At 58.9% G+C, this 14,198-nt stretch carries 13 protein-coding genes and 3 tRNA genes; 4 read left to right on the top strand and 12 right to left on the bottom strand.

The window, feature by feature from the left end:
• Positions 1–259: 259 nt before the first annotated feature.
• Genes HV822_RS00740 through sdhC form a run of 4 tightly spaced genes read right to left on the bottom strand, consistent with a single transcriptional unit; the run spans position 260 to position 3,497 of the window.
• Complete coding sequence (locus tag HV822_RS00740; protein WP_238871776.1) at positions 260–964, bottom strand: succinate dehydrogenase iron-sulfur subunit; 705 nt, start codon at positions 962–964, stop codon at positions 260–262.
• A gap of 11 nt (positions 965–975) precedes the next feature.
• Positions 976–2,748 carry a succinate dehydrogenase flavoprotein subunit gene (sdhA, locus tag HV822_RS00745; RefSeq protein WP_238871777.1) on the bottom strand — a complete coding sequence of 591 codons (1,773 nt, stop codon included), beginning with the start codon at positions 2,746–2,748 and terminating at the stop codon, positions 976–978.
• On the bottom strand, positions 2,749–3,117 hold the full coding sequence (sdhD, locus tag HV822_RS00750) for a succinate dehydrogenase, hydrophobic membrane anchor protein (protein WP_238871653.1): 369 nt from the start codon (positions 3,115–3,117) through the stop codon (positions 2,749–2,751). It lies immediately after the preceding gene.
• The gene (gene sdhC / locus HV822_RS00755; protein WP_238871654.1) at positions 3,111–3,497 is read right to left on the bottom strand and encodes a succinate dehydrogenase, cytochrome b556 subunit; all 387 of its coding nucleotides are present in this window, start codon (positions 3,495–3,497) and stop codon (positions 3,111–3,113) included. The genes sdhD and sdhC overlap by 7 nt, the downstream gene beginning before the upstream one ends.
• A gap of 341 nt (positions 3,498–3,838) precedes the next feature.
• Here sdhC and gltA point away from each other — a divergent pair, with 341 nt between their 5' ends.
• A complete protein-coding gene (gene gltA / locus HV822_RS00760) occupies positions 3,839–5,113 on the top strand; it encodes a citrate synthase (protein ID WP_238871655.1) in 1,275 nt (424 codons plus the stop codon).
• A 44-nt stretch (positions 5,114–5,157) separates the two neighbouring features.
• On the opposite strand, the gene HV822_RS00765 is transcribed toward gltA, so the two are convergent.
• Positions 5,158–6,489 carry an IS4 family transposase gene (locus HV822_RS00765; protein WP_396264818.1) on the bottom strand — a complete coding sequence of 444 codons (1,332 nt, stop codon included), beginning with the start codon at positions 6,487–6,489 and terminating at the stop codon, positions 5,158–5,160.
• Positions 6,490–6,745: 256 nt separating this feature from the next.
• Here HV822_RS00765 and HV822_RS00770 point away from each other — a divergent pair, with 256 nt between their 5' ends.
• The gene (locus HV822_RS00770; protein ID WP_238871778.1) at positions 6,746–7,687 is read left to right on the top strand and encodes an EamA family transporter; all 942 of its coding nucleotides are present in this window, start codon (positions 6,746–6,748) and stop codon (positions 7,685–7,687) included.
• On the opposite strand, the gene HV822_RS00775 is transcribed toward HV822_RS00770, so the two are convergent.
• Positions 7,615–7,881 (bottom strand): YkgJ family cysteine cluster protein, encoded by a 267-nt coding sequence (locus tag HV822_RS00775; protein ID WP_238871779.1) that lies wholly within the window; start codon positions 7,879–7,881, stop codon positions 7,615–7,617. The two genes, HV822_RS00770 and HV822_RS00775, sit on opposite strands and share 73 nt — an antisense overlap.
• A complete protein-coding gene (locus tag HV822_RS00780; protein WP_238871780.1) occupies positions 7,881–8,753 on the bottom strand; it encodes an NAD(P)-dependent oxidoreductase in 873 nt (290 codons plus the stop codon). The genes HV822_RS00775 and HV822_RS00780 overlap by 1 nt, the downstream gene beginning before the upstream one ends.
• 126 nt (positions 8,754–8,879) lie before the next feature.
• Between HV822_RS00780 and ppnP the strand changes: the two genes are divergently transcribed.
• Positions 8,880–9,161: a pyrimidine/purine nucleoside phosphorylase gene (gene ppnP, locus HV822_RS00785; protein WP_238871781.1), complete on the top strand. Its 282-nt coding sequence runs from the start codon at positions 8,880–8,882 to the stop codon at positions 9,159–9,161.
• A gap of 45 nt (positions 9,162–9,206) precedes the next feature.
• Here the strand turns inward: ppnP and HV822_RS00790 are convergent, their stop codons facing one another.
• Entirely contained in the window at positions 9,207–9,659 is a 453-nt protein-coding gene (locus tag HV822_RS00790) for an acyl-CoA thioesterase (protein WP_238871782.1), read from the bottom strand.
• Between the two features lie 180 nt (positions 9,660–9,839).
• Between HV822_RS00790 and HV822_RS00795 the strand changes: the two genes are divergently transcribed.
• The gene (locus tag HV822_RS00795; protein ID WP_238871783.1) at positions 9,840–12,086 is read left to right on the top strand and encodes an Orn/Lys/Arg family decarboxylase; all 2,247 of its coding nucleotides are present in this window, start codon (positions 9,840–9,842) and stop codon (positions 12,084–12,086) included.
• A 64-nt stretch (positions 12,087–12,150) separates the two neighbouring features.
• Here the strand turns inward: HV822_RS00795 and HV822_RS00800 are convergent.
• The 4 genes from HV822_RS00800 to gltX all read right to left on the bottom strand — a co-directional run bounded on the left by HV822_RS00800 (position 12,151) and on the right by gltX (position 14,197).
• Positions 12,151–12,226, bottom strand: a tRNA-Ala gene (locus HV822_RS00800).
• Positions 12,227–12,267: 41 nt separating this feature from the next.
• Positions 12,268–12,343 (bottom strand) — tRNA-Glu (locus HV822_RS00805).
• Between the two features lie 78 nt (positions 12,344–12,421).
• Positions 12,422–12,497: transfer RNA gene (locus tag HV822_RS00810), tRNA-Ala, on the bottom strand.
• A 224-nt stretch (positions 12,498–12,721) separates the two neighbouring features.
• Positions 12,722–14,197, bottom strand: a complete 1,476-nt coding sequence (gene gltX, locus HV822_RS00815; RefSeq protein ID WP_238871784.1) for a glutamate--tRNA ligase — start codon at positions 14,195–14,197, stop codon at positions 12,722–12,724.
• Position 14,198 lies beyond the last annotated feature (1 nt).

The following is a 14,198-nucleotide window of genomic DNA, read 5'->3' on the forward strand; positions in this document are numbered from 1 at the left end:
GCAAGGCAAAGCCTTGTCATCCGCGCGAAACATGCTGGCGTTGATCCGGGAGCAGTGTCGCTGCCTCCGATCCTGCCGCCACCTATTCCGTAGAACGGAAAATTGCCGGCCCCGACAGATAGTTCGGGTGTTACCCGAGTGCCCCTGTTGGTTTAGGTACATACAAACCGCTGCTTTTTGAGCGTGCGGTTCGTTAAAAAACTGTCCGGCTCCCTATGGCAGGAGCCGGCTCAGGCCAACTTAATGCAATTACAACCGATCAGGTACCGTTTTGCAGCAACATGTTGCGGATGTGGCCAATGGCGCGGGTCGGATTAAGACCTTTCGGGCACACATTCACACAGTTCATGATGCCACGGCAGCGGAATACGCTGAACGGGTCATCCAGGGAAGCCAGACGCTCGGAGGTCTTTTCATCGCGGCTATCCGCCAGGAAGCGGTAAGCCTGCAGCAGACCTGCCGGGCCAATAAACTTGTCCGGGTTCCACCAGAAAGAAGGACAGGAGGTGGAGCAGCATGCACAGAGGATACACTCGTACAGGCCATCCAGCTTTTCCCGCTCTTCGGGTGACTGCAGGCGCTCGATAGCCGGCGCCGGCGTGTCGTTCTGCAAATACGGCTGAACTTTTTCGTACTGCTTGTAGAAGATGCTCATATCTACAACCAAGTCACGAATAACCGGCAAACCAGGCAGCGGACGCAGGATCAGCTTGTTGTTCTTCACTACCGCAGACAGCGGAGTGATACAAGCCAGACCGTTTTTGCCGTTGATGTTCATGCCGTCTGAGCCGCAAACGCCTTCACGGCAGGAACGGCGATAGGAAAAACCAACGTCCTGTTCCTTGATCAGGGCCAGCACGTCAAGAACCATGATGTCCTTGCCGTTGGTGTCGACCTGAAAGTCCTGCATGAACGGGGCGTTGTCGCTCTCCGGGTTATAACGATAAACACTTACTTGCAACATATCGATGACCCTCAGTAGGTACGCACTTTAGGCTGGAACGTCGGAACGGTCTTCGGCGAGAAGTTAACTGCGCGCTTTCTGAGTTCCTTGGTGCCCGGCATGAACAGGCTGTGGCACAGCCAGTTCTCGTCATCGCGATCCTCGAAGTCTTCGCGGGCGTGAGCGCCACGGCTTTCTTTGCGGCCCTCGGCTGCGATGGCGGTGGCTTCTGCCACTTCCAGCAGGTTTTGCAGTTCCAGTGCTTCGATACGTGCAGTGTTGAACGCCTGGCTCTTGTCGTCGATCTTGACGTTGGCGATGCGTTCACGCAGGTCAGCAAGCTGCTTGATGCCTTTCTGCATGTACTCGCCGGTGCGGAACACACCGAAGTAGTTCTGCATGCAGTCCTGCAGTTCTTTGCGCAGCGGCGCAACGTCTTCGCCAGTAGCGCGTTCGTTAATGCCAGACAGACGAGCCAGGGAGGCCTCGATATCGGACTCCGAAGCGCCGCGGTAATCGATACCCTCTTTCAGGGCCGACTCCAGGTGCAGGCCGGCAGCACGGCCAAACACCACCAGGTCAAGCAGCGAGTTGCCACCCAGACGGTTGGCACCGTGTACCGACACGCAGGCAATCTCACCAACAGCGAACAGGCCTTCAACGATCTTGTCGTTACCTTCGGCGTCCTGGGTGATGGCCTGACCGTGAATGTTGGTAGCCACACCACCCATCATGTAGTGACAGGTCGGCACAACCGGAACCGGCGCGGTGACCGGATCAACATGCGCAAAGGTCTTGGACAGTTCACAGATACCCGGCAGACGGCTGTGCAGCACTTCTTCACCCAGGTGATCCAGCTTCAGCAGTACGTGATCCTTGTTGGGACCTACGCCGTTGCCGGCCAGAATTTCCTTGACCATGGAGCGCGCGACAACGTCACGACCAGCCAGGTCCTTCGCGTTCGGAGCATAACGCTCCATGAAGCGCTCGCCGTGGGCGTTGATCAGGTAACCACCTTCGCCACGGCAACCTTCGGTAACCAGGACACCGGCGCCGGCGATACCGGTCGGGTGGAACTGCCACATCTCGATGTCCTGCACCGGCACACCGGCACGCAGGGCCATGCCGACACCGTCACCGGTGTTGATCAGAGCATTGGTAGTAGACGCATAGATGCGACCAGCACCGCCGGTGGCCAGCACGGTGGCCTTGGCGCGAATGTAGACGGTCTCGCCGGTCTCGATGCAGATCGCGATAACACCAACGATGGCGCCGTCCTGGTTCTTCACCAGATCAACTGCGTACCACTCGTTCAGGAAGGTCGTGTTGTGCTTGACGTTGTTCTGATACAGCGTGTGCAGCAGCGCGTGACCGGTACGGTCAGCAGCAGCACAGGTACGGGCAGCCTGACCGCCTTCACCGAAGTTCTTGGACTGACCGCCGAACGGACGCTGATAGATGCGACCCTGTTCAGTACGGGAGAACGGCAGACCCATGTGCTCAAGCTCAAAGACCGCTTCCGGGCCAACCGAACACATGTATTCGATAGCGTCCTGGTCACCGATGTAGTCGGAACCCTTGACGGTATCGTACATGTGCCAGCGCCAATCATCGTTCGGATCAGCTGAGGCGATGGCACAGGTGATGCCACCCTGAGCCGATACGGTGTGCGAGCGAGTCGGGAATACCTTGGTTACTACGGCGGTCTTGTGACCACCTTGAGCCAGCTGCAGCGCAGCGCGCATGCCGGCACCACCACCACCAATGATGATGGCGTCAAAAGTCAGTGTGCGAATGTTAGACATTTAGTTACCCCAGAGAATCTGCACGCCCCAGACAAAGAACACAAACATGGCCAGACCGCAAACCGCCTGGAACAGGAAGCGGATAACGGTGGCAGATTTGCCAAGCGCCATGGGAGTCAGGTAGTCGGTAGAAATGGTCCACATTCCTACCCAGGCATGCACACTGAGTGCGACCAGCGCCAGAATGCTGAAGATACGCATCCAGTTCTGCGCGAACAGCCCTTGCCAGTCAGCGTAGGTCAGCCCTGGGTTGCAAATCAGGTAACCAAGCAGAAACAGCACATAAACAGCCAGCAGCACGGCGGAGACGCGTTGCGCCATCCAGTCATAAAGGCCGCTGCGAGACAGGTTGGTGACATTCGTTACCATATCCACACCCCCAGAAGAACAATCACAATGGCAGATACCACGATTACTACCTGCGAACCACGCTTACCGCTCTCCAGGCCTTCACCCACACCTGCATCCATCACCAGGTGACGAACACCGGCAATCAGGTGGTAAAGCAATGCGGAGACGATACCCCAGACGACCAGTTTGGCCAGGGGGTTCTGCAAGCAGCTCTTGACCTGTTCAAAGCCGCTCTCGGAGCTGAGAGAGGTGTCGAGCATCCAGAGCAGGATTGCAATTGCGACGAACAGGATAACGCCAGAGATGCGATGCAAAATCGACGTGTATGCGGTTACAGGAAGCTTGATTGTCCTGAGGTCTAGGTTGACGGGTCTTTTGCTATTCACGGCTATATTCACACTCATGGCCCTGTGGACAGGGCTGGATTATAGGAAGGTGCACTAGGGCACCTTTAATGACACACACTTCATGCTTCGGGCGAAGCTGTGCAGGCCACTTTGCCGGTCAAGGAGTATAGTGACTTAAACATTTGATTACAACGCAGCAACCGGCCGGAAACGCTCTGTTTCCGAGGCACAAAGTGTACTTGACCTGCCCCGCCAAGGTGGTATTGAAACTTTCAATCCCACTAATTTCCTTTCGCCATGTGCAGAATTGACAAACCGATTTATCACCTTATAGTGATGCGGGCCCTGCGTGGGGGGTCACCTTTTCGATACAGCAAAACAGGAGGCCATCAATGGCTGACAAAAAAGCGCAGTTGATCATCGAGGGCGCGGCCCCCATCGATCTGCCGGTCTACTCCGGGACTATGGGTCCCGACGTCGTGGATGTACGCGGCCTCACTGGCGAAGGCGTCTTCACCTTCGACCCCGGCTTCATGGCCACCTCTTCCTGCGAATCCAAGATCACTTACATTGATGGTGACAAGGGCATTCTGCTGCACCGCGGCTACCCGATTGATCAGCTGGCAGAAAAGTCTGACTTCCTGGAAACCTGCTACCTGCTGCTCAAGGGCGAGCTGCCCAACGCAGAGGAAAAGACCAAGTTCGACAACACCATCAAGAACCACACCATGGTTCATGAGCAGCTGAAGAACTTCTTCAACGGCTTCCGTCGCGACGCTCACCCGATGGCCATCATGTGTGGCGTTGTCGGCGCCCTGTCGGCCTTCTACCACGACTCGCTGGACATCAACGATCCGCATCACCGCGAAATCTCCGCCGTGCGCCTGATCGCCAAGATGCCAACCCTGGCTGCCATGGTCTACAAGTACTCCATGGGCCAGCCCATGATGTACCCGCGCAACGACCTGAGCTACTCCGAAAACTTCCTGCACATGATGTTCAACACACCCTGTGACGAGAAGAAGATCAGCCCGGTACTGGCCAAGGCAATGGACCGCATTTTCGTCCTGCACGCCGACCACGAACAGAACGCTTCCACCTCCACGGTCCGCCTGGCAGGCTCCTCCGGCGCCAACCCGTTCGCCTGTATCGCTGCCGGCATTGCCGCCCTGTGGGGCCCGGCACACGGCGGTGCAAACGAAGCCGTACTGCGCATGCTGGACGAAATTGGCGACGTATCGAACATCGAGAAATTTGTCGCCAAGGCCAAGGACAAAGACGATCCGTTCAAGCTGATGGGCTTCGGTCACCGCGTTTACAAGAACTTTGACCCGCGCGCCAAAGTCATGAAGCAGACCTGCGACGAAGTACTGGCCGAGCTGGGCATCAACGACCCGCAACTTGAGCTGGCGATGAAGCTGGAAGAGATCGCACGCAACGATCCCTACTTCAAAGAGCGCAACCTGTACCCGAACGTCGACTTCTACTCCGGCATCATCCTGAAGGCGATCGGCATTCCGACCGAAATGTTCACCGTTATCTTCGCCACCGGCCGCACCCCGGGCTGGATTGCCCACTGGAACGAGATGATCAGCGGTCCGTACAAGATTGGCCGTCCGCGCCAGCTGTACACCGGCTCCGAGCAGCGCGATTACCCTTCCAAGTAACACCTGCCGCAGCTTAAAGATCCCCGCCTTGAGCGTAATGCTGTTCACTTAAGCGGAGCAGCCTTGCGATTTACCGGGTAGCGGGTTTTGGAAATCTTCACCGTCCTTGGTCTTGCTGGCCTTGGGCGGTGATCCAAAAATAACCCTCCGACCCCGCCGCGCAGCTCCGATAGCCTTCTACCTGTTGCCGATACCGGATTCGCTGCAGCCATGACGATGAGCTGGACGGCGATGTACTGACAGGCCGGTTTGAAGCGTATGTCCGAGGGTGCTCGACCAAAGGCCACAGCCGCTTGACTAGCCTCTCGCCGAATGATGTTGTATGCCAGCAACAGCCCCCAGACCTCCTGGTAAACCAGCTCAACCTTCTTGCTTCGCAGTGTTACCGCGTTCTGCTGCATCGAGCTTTTGATGTCGCGAAAGCCGAGTTCAATCTCCCAGCGCTCCAAGTACAGCTCAGCGACGGCCTTTGCGCTGTAGCCCTCGACTGGCAACGAGGTGAGCAGTGACCTGATGTTCCCATGGCTTTTATAGCTGACCTCTCGTACCTCCCAATGCGTAGGTAGACTAGGGTTCCGCTTGCGGGCCTGAGGTGAGACTTTCATCCGAACACGGCGATCGTATTCGCTATAACGCTCGACTTCCTCCATCACGACGTTCTTGCGGGCTGGCGTCAGCCAATGCCGATTGTTGCCTCCATCCACCACGCTTAGCAGCAGATCAGCGCCCCAGAAGCCTTTATCGAACAATGTGACTGAGTTGTCCGGAATCTGACTCAGGAAGGTCTCGGCCAAGCGCATTTCGCTGCCGCGATACGGGCTGAGTTGGGCATCCAGGATCACGTGTGAGCGTACGTTCATCAAGGCAACGAGCCGTAGCATCGGAAAAGGCGTTTGGCGTTCAGTACCTGTGTTGCCAGAGCCAAAGTGCTCCCTCAACTCGGGCGAGTCGGGGGTTCGCAGCAGTGCGCCATCCACCGCGAATACCTGCAACCCTTTCCAGTCATCGCCTTCGTATCGCTCGCATCCCCATTGCTTGGCGGTCTGGCGGAACAGGTGCTCAACCGGATCTGCCCCCAAGCGCTTACGTGCTTCAGTTACGCCGCTTCGAGCCAGCAACTGATCAGAGGCCAAACCTTGGGCGCAAATGTTCAGTCGCCTAGCAACCTCATGCACTGGCTCGTCGCGAAACAGGGCCATACCCAGCACCAGCCAAAGTACTTGGTCACTGGGTAGGCGCCGACGCCTGATGGTGGCTTGCGCCGATAAATTGAGCGCGCTCGCAACCCATTCAACAGGGATGTTCTGAGTGAAGGTGCTGAGGTCAGAGAAGTTGAAGAGCTCGCCGAGGTCGAGCAATTGCTGCTGAATGGGCATAAAAAAATCCGATACCAGAGGACTGATATCGGATTTTCTAGAAACCCCGCCATGGACTCAAATGCTTAAGTGAACAGCATTACCGCCTTGAGCGGGGATTTTTTTGTCCGCGCAACTGTGCCGGCAAAGCGCAGCCCAACTGTATGGCTGAAGGCTGCGCATTTCGTGCTTGTATGACAGGCCATTCATCTGCGCCTGTCGCCGCCTTGCACACCCACAAGCGCCACCTGAACAGGCCCTGCACCGAGAGCGCACCATGTCACCGGCAGATCTTGGCCGAGCCCTGATTGTCATCCTCCTGTGGGGGCTCAACTTTGTCGTCATCAAGATTGGTCTCGACGGGCTGCCACCCATGCTGCTCGGCGCCACGCGCTTCACCCTGGCGGCCATTCCTGCGGTGTTTTTCATCCGCCGACCCAAGGTGCCGCTGCGCTGGCTGCTCGCCTACGGCATGACCATTTCCTTCGGCCAGTTTGCATTTCTGTTCAGCGCCATGGACAACGGCATGCCCGCCGGCCTGGCCTCGCTGGCCCTGCAGTCCCAGGCGTTTTTCACCCTGCTGCTGGCTGCCGCGCTGATTGGCGAGAAGGTGCGCGCACACAACCTGATCGGCTTGCTGGTAGCTGCGGCCGGCCTGCTGTTTATTGGCCTGCACAGCGGCACCAGCATGACCCTAACCGGCCTGGCACTCACCCTCTGCGCCGCACTGATGTGGGCCTGCGGCAACATCATCACCAAACGTGTCGGGCAGGTAGACCTGACGGCGCTGGTGGTCTGGGGCAGCCTGGTTCCGCCACTGCCCTTTTTCGCAATGTCGCTCTGGCTGGAGGGGCCTGAGCGCATCAGCCAGGCACTGACACATATCAGCGGGTCGTCGATTTTCGCGCTGATCTACCTTGCCTTCGGTGCAACGCTGCTCGGTTACGGGCTCTGGAGCCGACTGCTATCGCGCTACCCGGCAGGACAGGTTGCCCCCTTTTCCATGCTGGTGCCGGTGATTGGCCTCAGTTCAGCGGCGCTGCTGTTGGGTGAATCACTCAGCGCGCTGCAATTGGTCGGCACGGCACTGGTTATGGGCGGCTTGGTGATCAACGTCTTCGGCGGCCGACTGCGCCGTGGCTCTGCTCAGGTGCTGGCAACTGCCAGTGTTTCGGATTCGAGCCAACCGATGATACGCAGCGCATCAGCTCGGGACTGACCACACACCGACGCCTCAGGCAGAAAGCCCGCGCACACCGCCGGGCGCTCCGGTGAGGCAAAGATCGCACAGCGCATATCCGGTAGCAGCTGCACGCAGGGAACGCCCGCCGGCTTACCCTGCGGCATACCCGGAATCGGCGAGCTGATCGACGTCGCCGTGCAGCAGGCGCCGCACTCAGACCGACACTCCATCAACTGTCACGCTGCAGACGCGCAATCAGGCTGGAGGTATCCCAGCGCCCACCGCCCATCGCCTGCACATCGGCATAAAACTGATCCACCAGCGCCGTCACCGGCAGGCGCGCACCGTTGCGCCCAGCCTCCTCCAGCACAATGGCTAAATCCTTGCGCATCCAATCAACGGCAAAGCCAAAATCAAACTCACCATCGAGCATGGTGCGGTAGCGGTTTTCCATCTGCCAGGACTGCGCCGCCCCCTTACTGATGACCGACACTACCGCCTCACCATCAAGCCCTGCCTGCTGGGCAAAATGCATAGCCTCGGACAGCCCTTGCAAGAGTCCGCCAATGCAGATCTGATTCACCATTTTGGTCAACTGACCACTGCCAACCGGCCCCATCAATCTGACCATCCGGGCATAGCTGCTAAGCACAGGCCTAACCAGGTCGAATACCGCGGCATCACCACCAGCCATGATCGTCAACTGACCCTTTTCTGCCCCTGCCTGACCGCCAGACACCGGCGCATCAATAAAGCCGATGCCCTGCGCCTGGGCCAACTCTGCCAGCTCGCGCGCAACACCCGCCGACGCCGTGGTGTGATCCACCACCACCAACCCCTTGTGCGCGCCAACAAACACGCCCTGGGCACCGCAAACCACCTCACGCAGATCATCGTCGTTGCCCACGCACAGCAGCACAATATCCTGCTCCCGCGCCGCCTCAGCCGGCGTCGCAGCGCTCAGCCCGCCAAACTCCTCAACCCAGCTGGCGGCCTTGGCCGCAGTGCGGTTGTAAACGGTTACCTGATGACCTGCACGCTGCAGGTGACCCGCCATGGGATAACCCATAACACCCAGACCGATAAATGCGATGTTTGCCATGTAGCACCTCGTAGTAGCGACGACCGCCTGCGGCGACTCAAATCAATCAGACCAGCGACGCGCAATTGCCCGCCCCAGCAGCGCTCGGCATAATGAGCGCCCTTTTCATCTTCAGGAGTATTGCCCGTGTTTCAGGTAAATCAGTATTTCGACGGCCAGGTTGCCTCCATTGCCTTCAAGCAACCTGAAGGCAACGCAACCGTTGGCGTCATGGCGGCGGGCGAATACGAGTTCGGCACCAGCCAGCTGGAAATCATGCACGTTATCAATGGCGCCCTGATCGTCAAACTGCCCGGCAGCGACGAGTGGAACACCTACAACGCAGGCGACCAGTTCACCGTAGCGGCCAACAGCCGCTTCAACCTCAAGGTCGAGCGCGATACCGCCTACCTCTGCGAATACCGCTAAGCCTGCCGCCCGGCGCACCCTGCGCCGGGCCTAGGGAAGCACTGATTAATTCCGCATGCCCTCTGGCGCCTCGGTCATCCCCTCTCGGTAACCTTCGATAAACGCCTCCGGCATGCGCTTTGGACGACCGGTGGACAGCTCGATGCACACAAAGGTTGTGCGGGCACGCAGCAGCGTCACGCCATCACTCTTGCGCACCAGCTGAAAATGCCGCGTCATGCGCAACTTGCGATCCCAGGTAATAATCCAGGTCGCCATTTCCAGCTCGTCACCCTCGTAAGCTGATGCGAGATAATCGATCTCGTGACGCAACACCGCCATCGCGCGGTTAAGCTCCCGGTATTCAGCCAACCCCAGCCCCAACGACTGCGAATGCTGCCACGCGCAACGCTCCAGCCAGCGCACATAAACCGCATTGTTTGCGTGCCCAAGCTCATCAATATCATCTGGGCCGACCGCGATGGGCAGGGTGTATGGCGTTGGCAAATCCCAATTCACGAGACACATCTCCTTGGTTGTGAACATTGGATGCCCGATGGTACTACAAAGACACCCAGGCAAAGCCCAACCAGACCAACACACAGAACAATCTCCACACCTCAAACAAATACAGGCGAGCCATGCAAACCAGGCACACCTGACGTAGTCTGAAAGCAGTACTCGCCACAGGGGCACCCTATGTTCAAACAGTTGAACTTCCCGATTTTGCTTATCCATCCGGCCATCGGCCAAAACAACGTCGCAGGCCGTCAGCTCGACGCCCTGTTTCAGGCGTTGGGCAGCGAGGGCTTTGAGGTACTCGGCGCGGAGCAGCTGGAAGAAGGTCGCCTGATCGCTGAAGCGCACCGGGGCCTGTCCTGCATCCTGTTTACGCCAGAGGCGGTCCCGGATCTGAGCGAAGTTGAAGCCCTGTTTTCCGCCGCCCACTGCCGCTCGCCGGAGCTGCCGATCATGGCCCTCAGCACGCGCCAGAGCATCGACCCGGAACGGCTTTCAGCCCTGCGCGAACTGCATCAGATTCGCGGCATCATTTACCTGTTTGAAGACACCCTGCCCTTCATCGCCGGCCAAATTGCACGCACCGCGCGCAGCTATCTGTCGCAATTGCTGCCGCCGTTTTTCAAGGCGCTCCTGGACTACACCGGACGCGCCAGCTACTCGTGGCACTCCCCGGGGCACGGCGGCGGTGTCGCCTTTCGCAAGAGCCCGGTAGGCCGGGCCTTTCACGATTTTTTTGGCGAGAACACACTGCGCTCGGATCTCTCGGTATCGGTCCCAGGGCTGGGCTCACTGCTTGATCACACCGGCCCCGTGGCCGAGGCCGAAAGCAACACCGCCCGCGTATTCGGCGCCGACCACAGCTTTTACGTGGTCAACGGCACCTCGACGGCCAACAAAGTCATCTGGCACGCCTATGTCACCCGCGATGACCTGGTGCTGGTGGACCGCAATTGTCACAAGTCGATCCTGCACGCAATTATCATGACCGGCGCCATCCCCCTGTATCTGACCGGGTCGCGCAACGACTACGGCATCATCGGCCCAATCGCCCGCGAGCGCTTCAGCGCCGATCAACTGGCGGCGCAAATTGCCGCACACCCGCTGCTGCAGAACCGCCAGACGGCTCCGCGCATCCGCCTGGCCGTGCTGACCAATTCAACCTACGACGGCCTGTGCTACAACACCGACATGATCGTTGAGCAACTGCAGGACCGCGTCGAGGTACTGCATTTCGACGAAGCCTGGTTTGGTTACGCTGCCTTCCATCCGTTCTATCAGGGCCGCCACGGCATGAGTCGCAGCCGGCCGCGCAACAGCGGCCACCCACTACTGTTTGCCACCCAGTCGCCGCACAAGGTACTGGCCGCGCTATCTCAGGCGTCGATCATTCTGGCCCGCGACAGCGCCGACCAGCAGCTCGATCACGAGCGCTTCAACGAGGCGTACATGATGCACACCTCAACCTCTCCACACTACGGCATGATTGCCTCCATCGACGTTGCCACCGGCATGATGGCCGGCCCCGCCGGCGAGTCGCTGGTGCAGGAAACCCTGGATGAAGCATTGTCATTTCGCAAGGCCATGCAACAAAGCGCCGAGCAGCTGGATGACGAGCAGTGGTGGTTTGACGTTTGGGAGCCAGAGCAGGCACTGGAGCAGGACAACCTCGACAGCGCGGACTGGACCCTTGGCAACGGCGCCAACTGGCACGGCTTTGGCCCGATGGCCGACAATTACGCCCTGCTGGACCCTATCAAGGTGAGCCTGCTGACGCCCGGCGTCGAAGAAAAAGGTCGCCTGGCCAAGACCGGCATACCCGCGGCATTGGTTACCCGGTTTTTGGCTAACCGTGGCCTGGTGGTCGAGAAAACCGGGCTGTACTCCTTCCTGATCCTGTTTTCCCTCGGCATCACCAAAGGCAAGTGGAGCACCCTGCTGTCCGAGCTGCGTGAATTCAAGCGCCTGTACGACCAGAATGCGCCACTGGAGAGCACCCTGCCCGACATCGCCAGCCAGCCGCTCTACGCCGGCCTCGGACTGCGCGAGCTGGGCGAACAGCTGCACCAGTGCTACAAGCAGCACGCCCTGGTCCGCCTGCAGCGCAACATGTACACAGAGCTGCCCCAGATGCATCTGCGCCCCGCCGACGCCTACCAGCAGATGGTGCGTGGCCAGGTGGAGCCGGTGCCGGTAGAAGCACTGAGCGGGCGCATGAGCGCGGTCATGCTGGTGCCCTACCCGCCGGGTATTCCGGTCATCATGCCCGGAGAGCGCTTCCCTGACGACAATGTGATTGCAGCCTACCTGGACGCCGCCATCGACCTGGAGACGCGCTTCCCGGGCTTTGGCAACGACATACACGGCCTGCGCCATGACCTGATAGACGGCGAGCGCCGCTGGCGGGTGGACTGCTTGGTGGAATAATCGATGGACGCCCGCCAAATCGCAGGCAAAAAAAAGCCGACATCAGTGATGTCGGCTTTTGAAATGGTGGAGCTAAGCGGGATCGAACCGCTGACCTCCTGCATGCCATGCAGGCGCTCTCCCAGCTGAGCTATAGCCCCAGGTCTTGCGACCCTGACACACTTTCGCGTGTCGGTAAAAATGGCGTCCCCTAGGGGACTCGAACCCCTGTTACCGCCGTGAAAGGGCGGTGTCCTAGGCCACTAGACGAAGGGGACGCAAACCCTTCTCTGAACAGGCTGGAATCTGTTCAGCAGTGTATAAAACAGGCCAACGCGAACGTCGACCGAAAAACTTGGTGGAGCTAAGCGGGATCGAACCGCTGACCTCCTGCATGCCATGCAGGCGCTCTCCCAGCTGAGCTATAGCCCCGTCTCAACGACGGTGCGCATATTAAGATCGACGCCCTGACCTGTCAACAGAAATTTACGCAAAACAGCAACTTATCTAAAGCAAAGCCGCAAGCTGGAAGCTTTAAGCCGCAAGTTGATTGGGGTGGCGGCGAATCGCGGCGTAAGGCTCAAACCCCGCGCCGCTTTTGCTTTTGCTTTTGCTTTTGCTTCTAGCTTGCCGCTTGAAGCTTGAGGCTTGCCGCTTCAGATGCTCTCCAGCTCTTTCTGCCACGCCTTGTTCTCTTTCTTCGAGGTACCGCCCAGCATTTCGACGGTTTGGCGCAGGCGGTAGCGTGTGAGGTCTGGGCCCAGGTGTGCCATGGCATCGAGTACTGACACCGAGCTGGCCTGGCCGGTGATGGCCGGGAACAGCAAGGGCATCAGATCACGCAGTTTCAGCTCCATATAACCAGCCACTGCCTGAATGACCGCGGTGATATTGTCTTTGTCCCAGTCGCGCAAGGCTTCCAGCTTCCACAGCAGCAGTTGCAGAGCCTTGCGCACGCCGTCCGCATCCAGTTTTTTGTGCGCAAACAATTCCGGCGCCGGGTCCACCTTGCCAGCCATGAAAAAGCCCAGCAGGTTCGGCAGGTCGCTGAAGGTCTCAACACGGGTCTGAGCCAGCGAAATCATCGGTTTAAGATACGCCGGATTAAGCGCCCACTGCTGTACTGCAGCGGCAAAGTCATCCTCAGACAGCTCGCGAATCCATTGGCCGTTGAGCCACGACAGCTTTTCGATGTCGAAAATCGGGCCACCCAGCGATACGCGCTGAATGTCGAAGTGCTCAACCATTTCGGCCAGGGTGAACTTTTCACGCTCATCGGGCATGGACCAGCCCATGCGACCCAGGTAGTTCAGCAGCGCCTCCGGCAGATAGCCCATACGCTCGTAGAAGGTGATGCTGGTCGGATTCTTGCGCTTGGACAGCTTGCTCTTGTCCGGATTGCGCAGCAACGGCATATGACACAGCGCAGGCATCTCCCAGCCAAAGTACTGGTACAGCAGGATGTGCTTGGGCGCCGAGTTGATCCACTCCTCGCCGCGCAGCACGTGGGTGATGCCCATCAGGTGGTCGTCCACCACGTTGGCCAGGTGATAGGTCGGCAGACCATCTGCCTTCATCAGTACCTGCATATCGACCTGCTCCCAGGGGATGTCGATTTCCCCGCGCAGCATGTCCTGCACCTTGCAGATACCTTCGTTCGGCACCTTCATGCGCACCACATGGGACTCTCCCGCTGCAACGCGGGCACTTACCTCTTCCGCACTCAGGTGCAGGCAGTGTCCGTCGTAGCCAGGCGTTTGCTTGTTGGCCATTTGCTCGGCGCGCAAGGCATCAAGACGCTCGCTGGAGCAGAAGCAACGGAAAGCATGGCCCTTCTCGATCAGCTCTTCACTGTGCTGCTGATAGATGGCGCTGCGTTCGCTTTGGCGATACGGGCCGTGCGGGCCACCCACATCCGGACCCTCATCCCAGTTCAGGCCCAGCCAGCGCAGCGAATCCAGAATTTGCTGCTCGGAGGCAGCACTGGAGCGTACCTGGTCGGTATCTTCAATGCGCAGGATGAACTGGCCACCGTGCTGACGGGCAAAGCACTGGTTAAACAATGCGATGTAGGCGGTGCCAACGTGGGGGTCGCCAGTCGGGGACGGAGCAATGCGGGTACGAACAGTCATG

It is taken from the genome of Halopseudomonas maritima (genome assembly GCF_021545785.1).
GTDB classification, from domain to species: Bacteria; Pseudomonadota; Gammaproteobacteria; order Pseudomonadales; family Pseudomonadaceae; genus Halopseudomonas; species Halopseudomonas maritima.

Excerpts from the sequence above, each read along its gene's own strand:
- gltA (WP_238871655.1), top strand. The coding sequence starts at position 3,839 with ATGGCTGACAAAAAAGCGCAGTTGATCATCGAGGGCGCGGCCCCCATC.
- HV822_RS00775 (WP_238871779.1), bottom strand. The coding sequence starts at position 7,881 with ATGGAGTGTCGGTCTGAGTGCGGCGCCTGCTGCACGGCGACGTCGATC.
- HV822_RS00795 (WP_238871783.1), top strand. The coding sequence starts at position 9,840 with ATGTTCAAACAGTTGAACTTCCCGATTTTGCTTATCCATCCGGCCATC.
- gltX (WP_238871784.1), bottom strand. The coding sequence starts at position 14,197 with ATGACTGTTCGTACCCGCATTGCTCCGTCCCCGACTGGCGACCCCCAC.
- sdhD (WP_238871653.1), bottom strand. The coding sequence starts at position 3,117 with ATGGTAACGAATGTCACCAACCTGTCTCGCAGCGGCCTTTATGACTGG.
- HV822_RS00770 (WP_238871778.1), top strand. The coding sequence starts at position 6,746 with ATGTCACCGGCAGATCTTGGCCGAGCCCTGATTGTCATCCTCCTGTGG.
- HV822_RS00740 (WP_238871776.1), bottom strand. The coding sequence starts at position 964 with ATGTTGCAAGTAAGTGTTTATCGTTATAACCCGGAGAGCGACAACGCC.
- HV822_RS00780 (WP_238871780.1), bottom strand. The coding sequence starts at position 8,753 with ATGGCAAACATCGCATTTATCGGTCTGGGTGTTATGGGTTATCCCATG.
- HV822_RS00765 (WP_396264818.1), bottom strand. The coding sequence starts at position 6,489 with ATGCCCATTCAGCAGCAATTGCTCGACCTCGGCGAGCTCTTCAACTTC.
- sdhA (WP_238871777.1), bottom strand. The coding sequence starts at position 2,748 with ATGTCTAACATTCGCACACTGACTTTTGACGCCATCATCATTGGTGGT.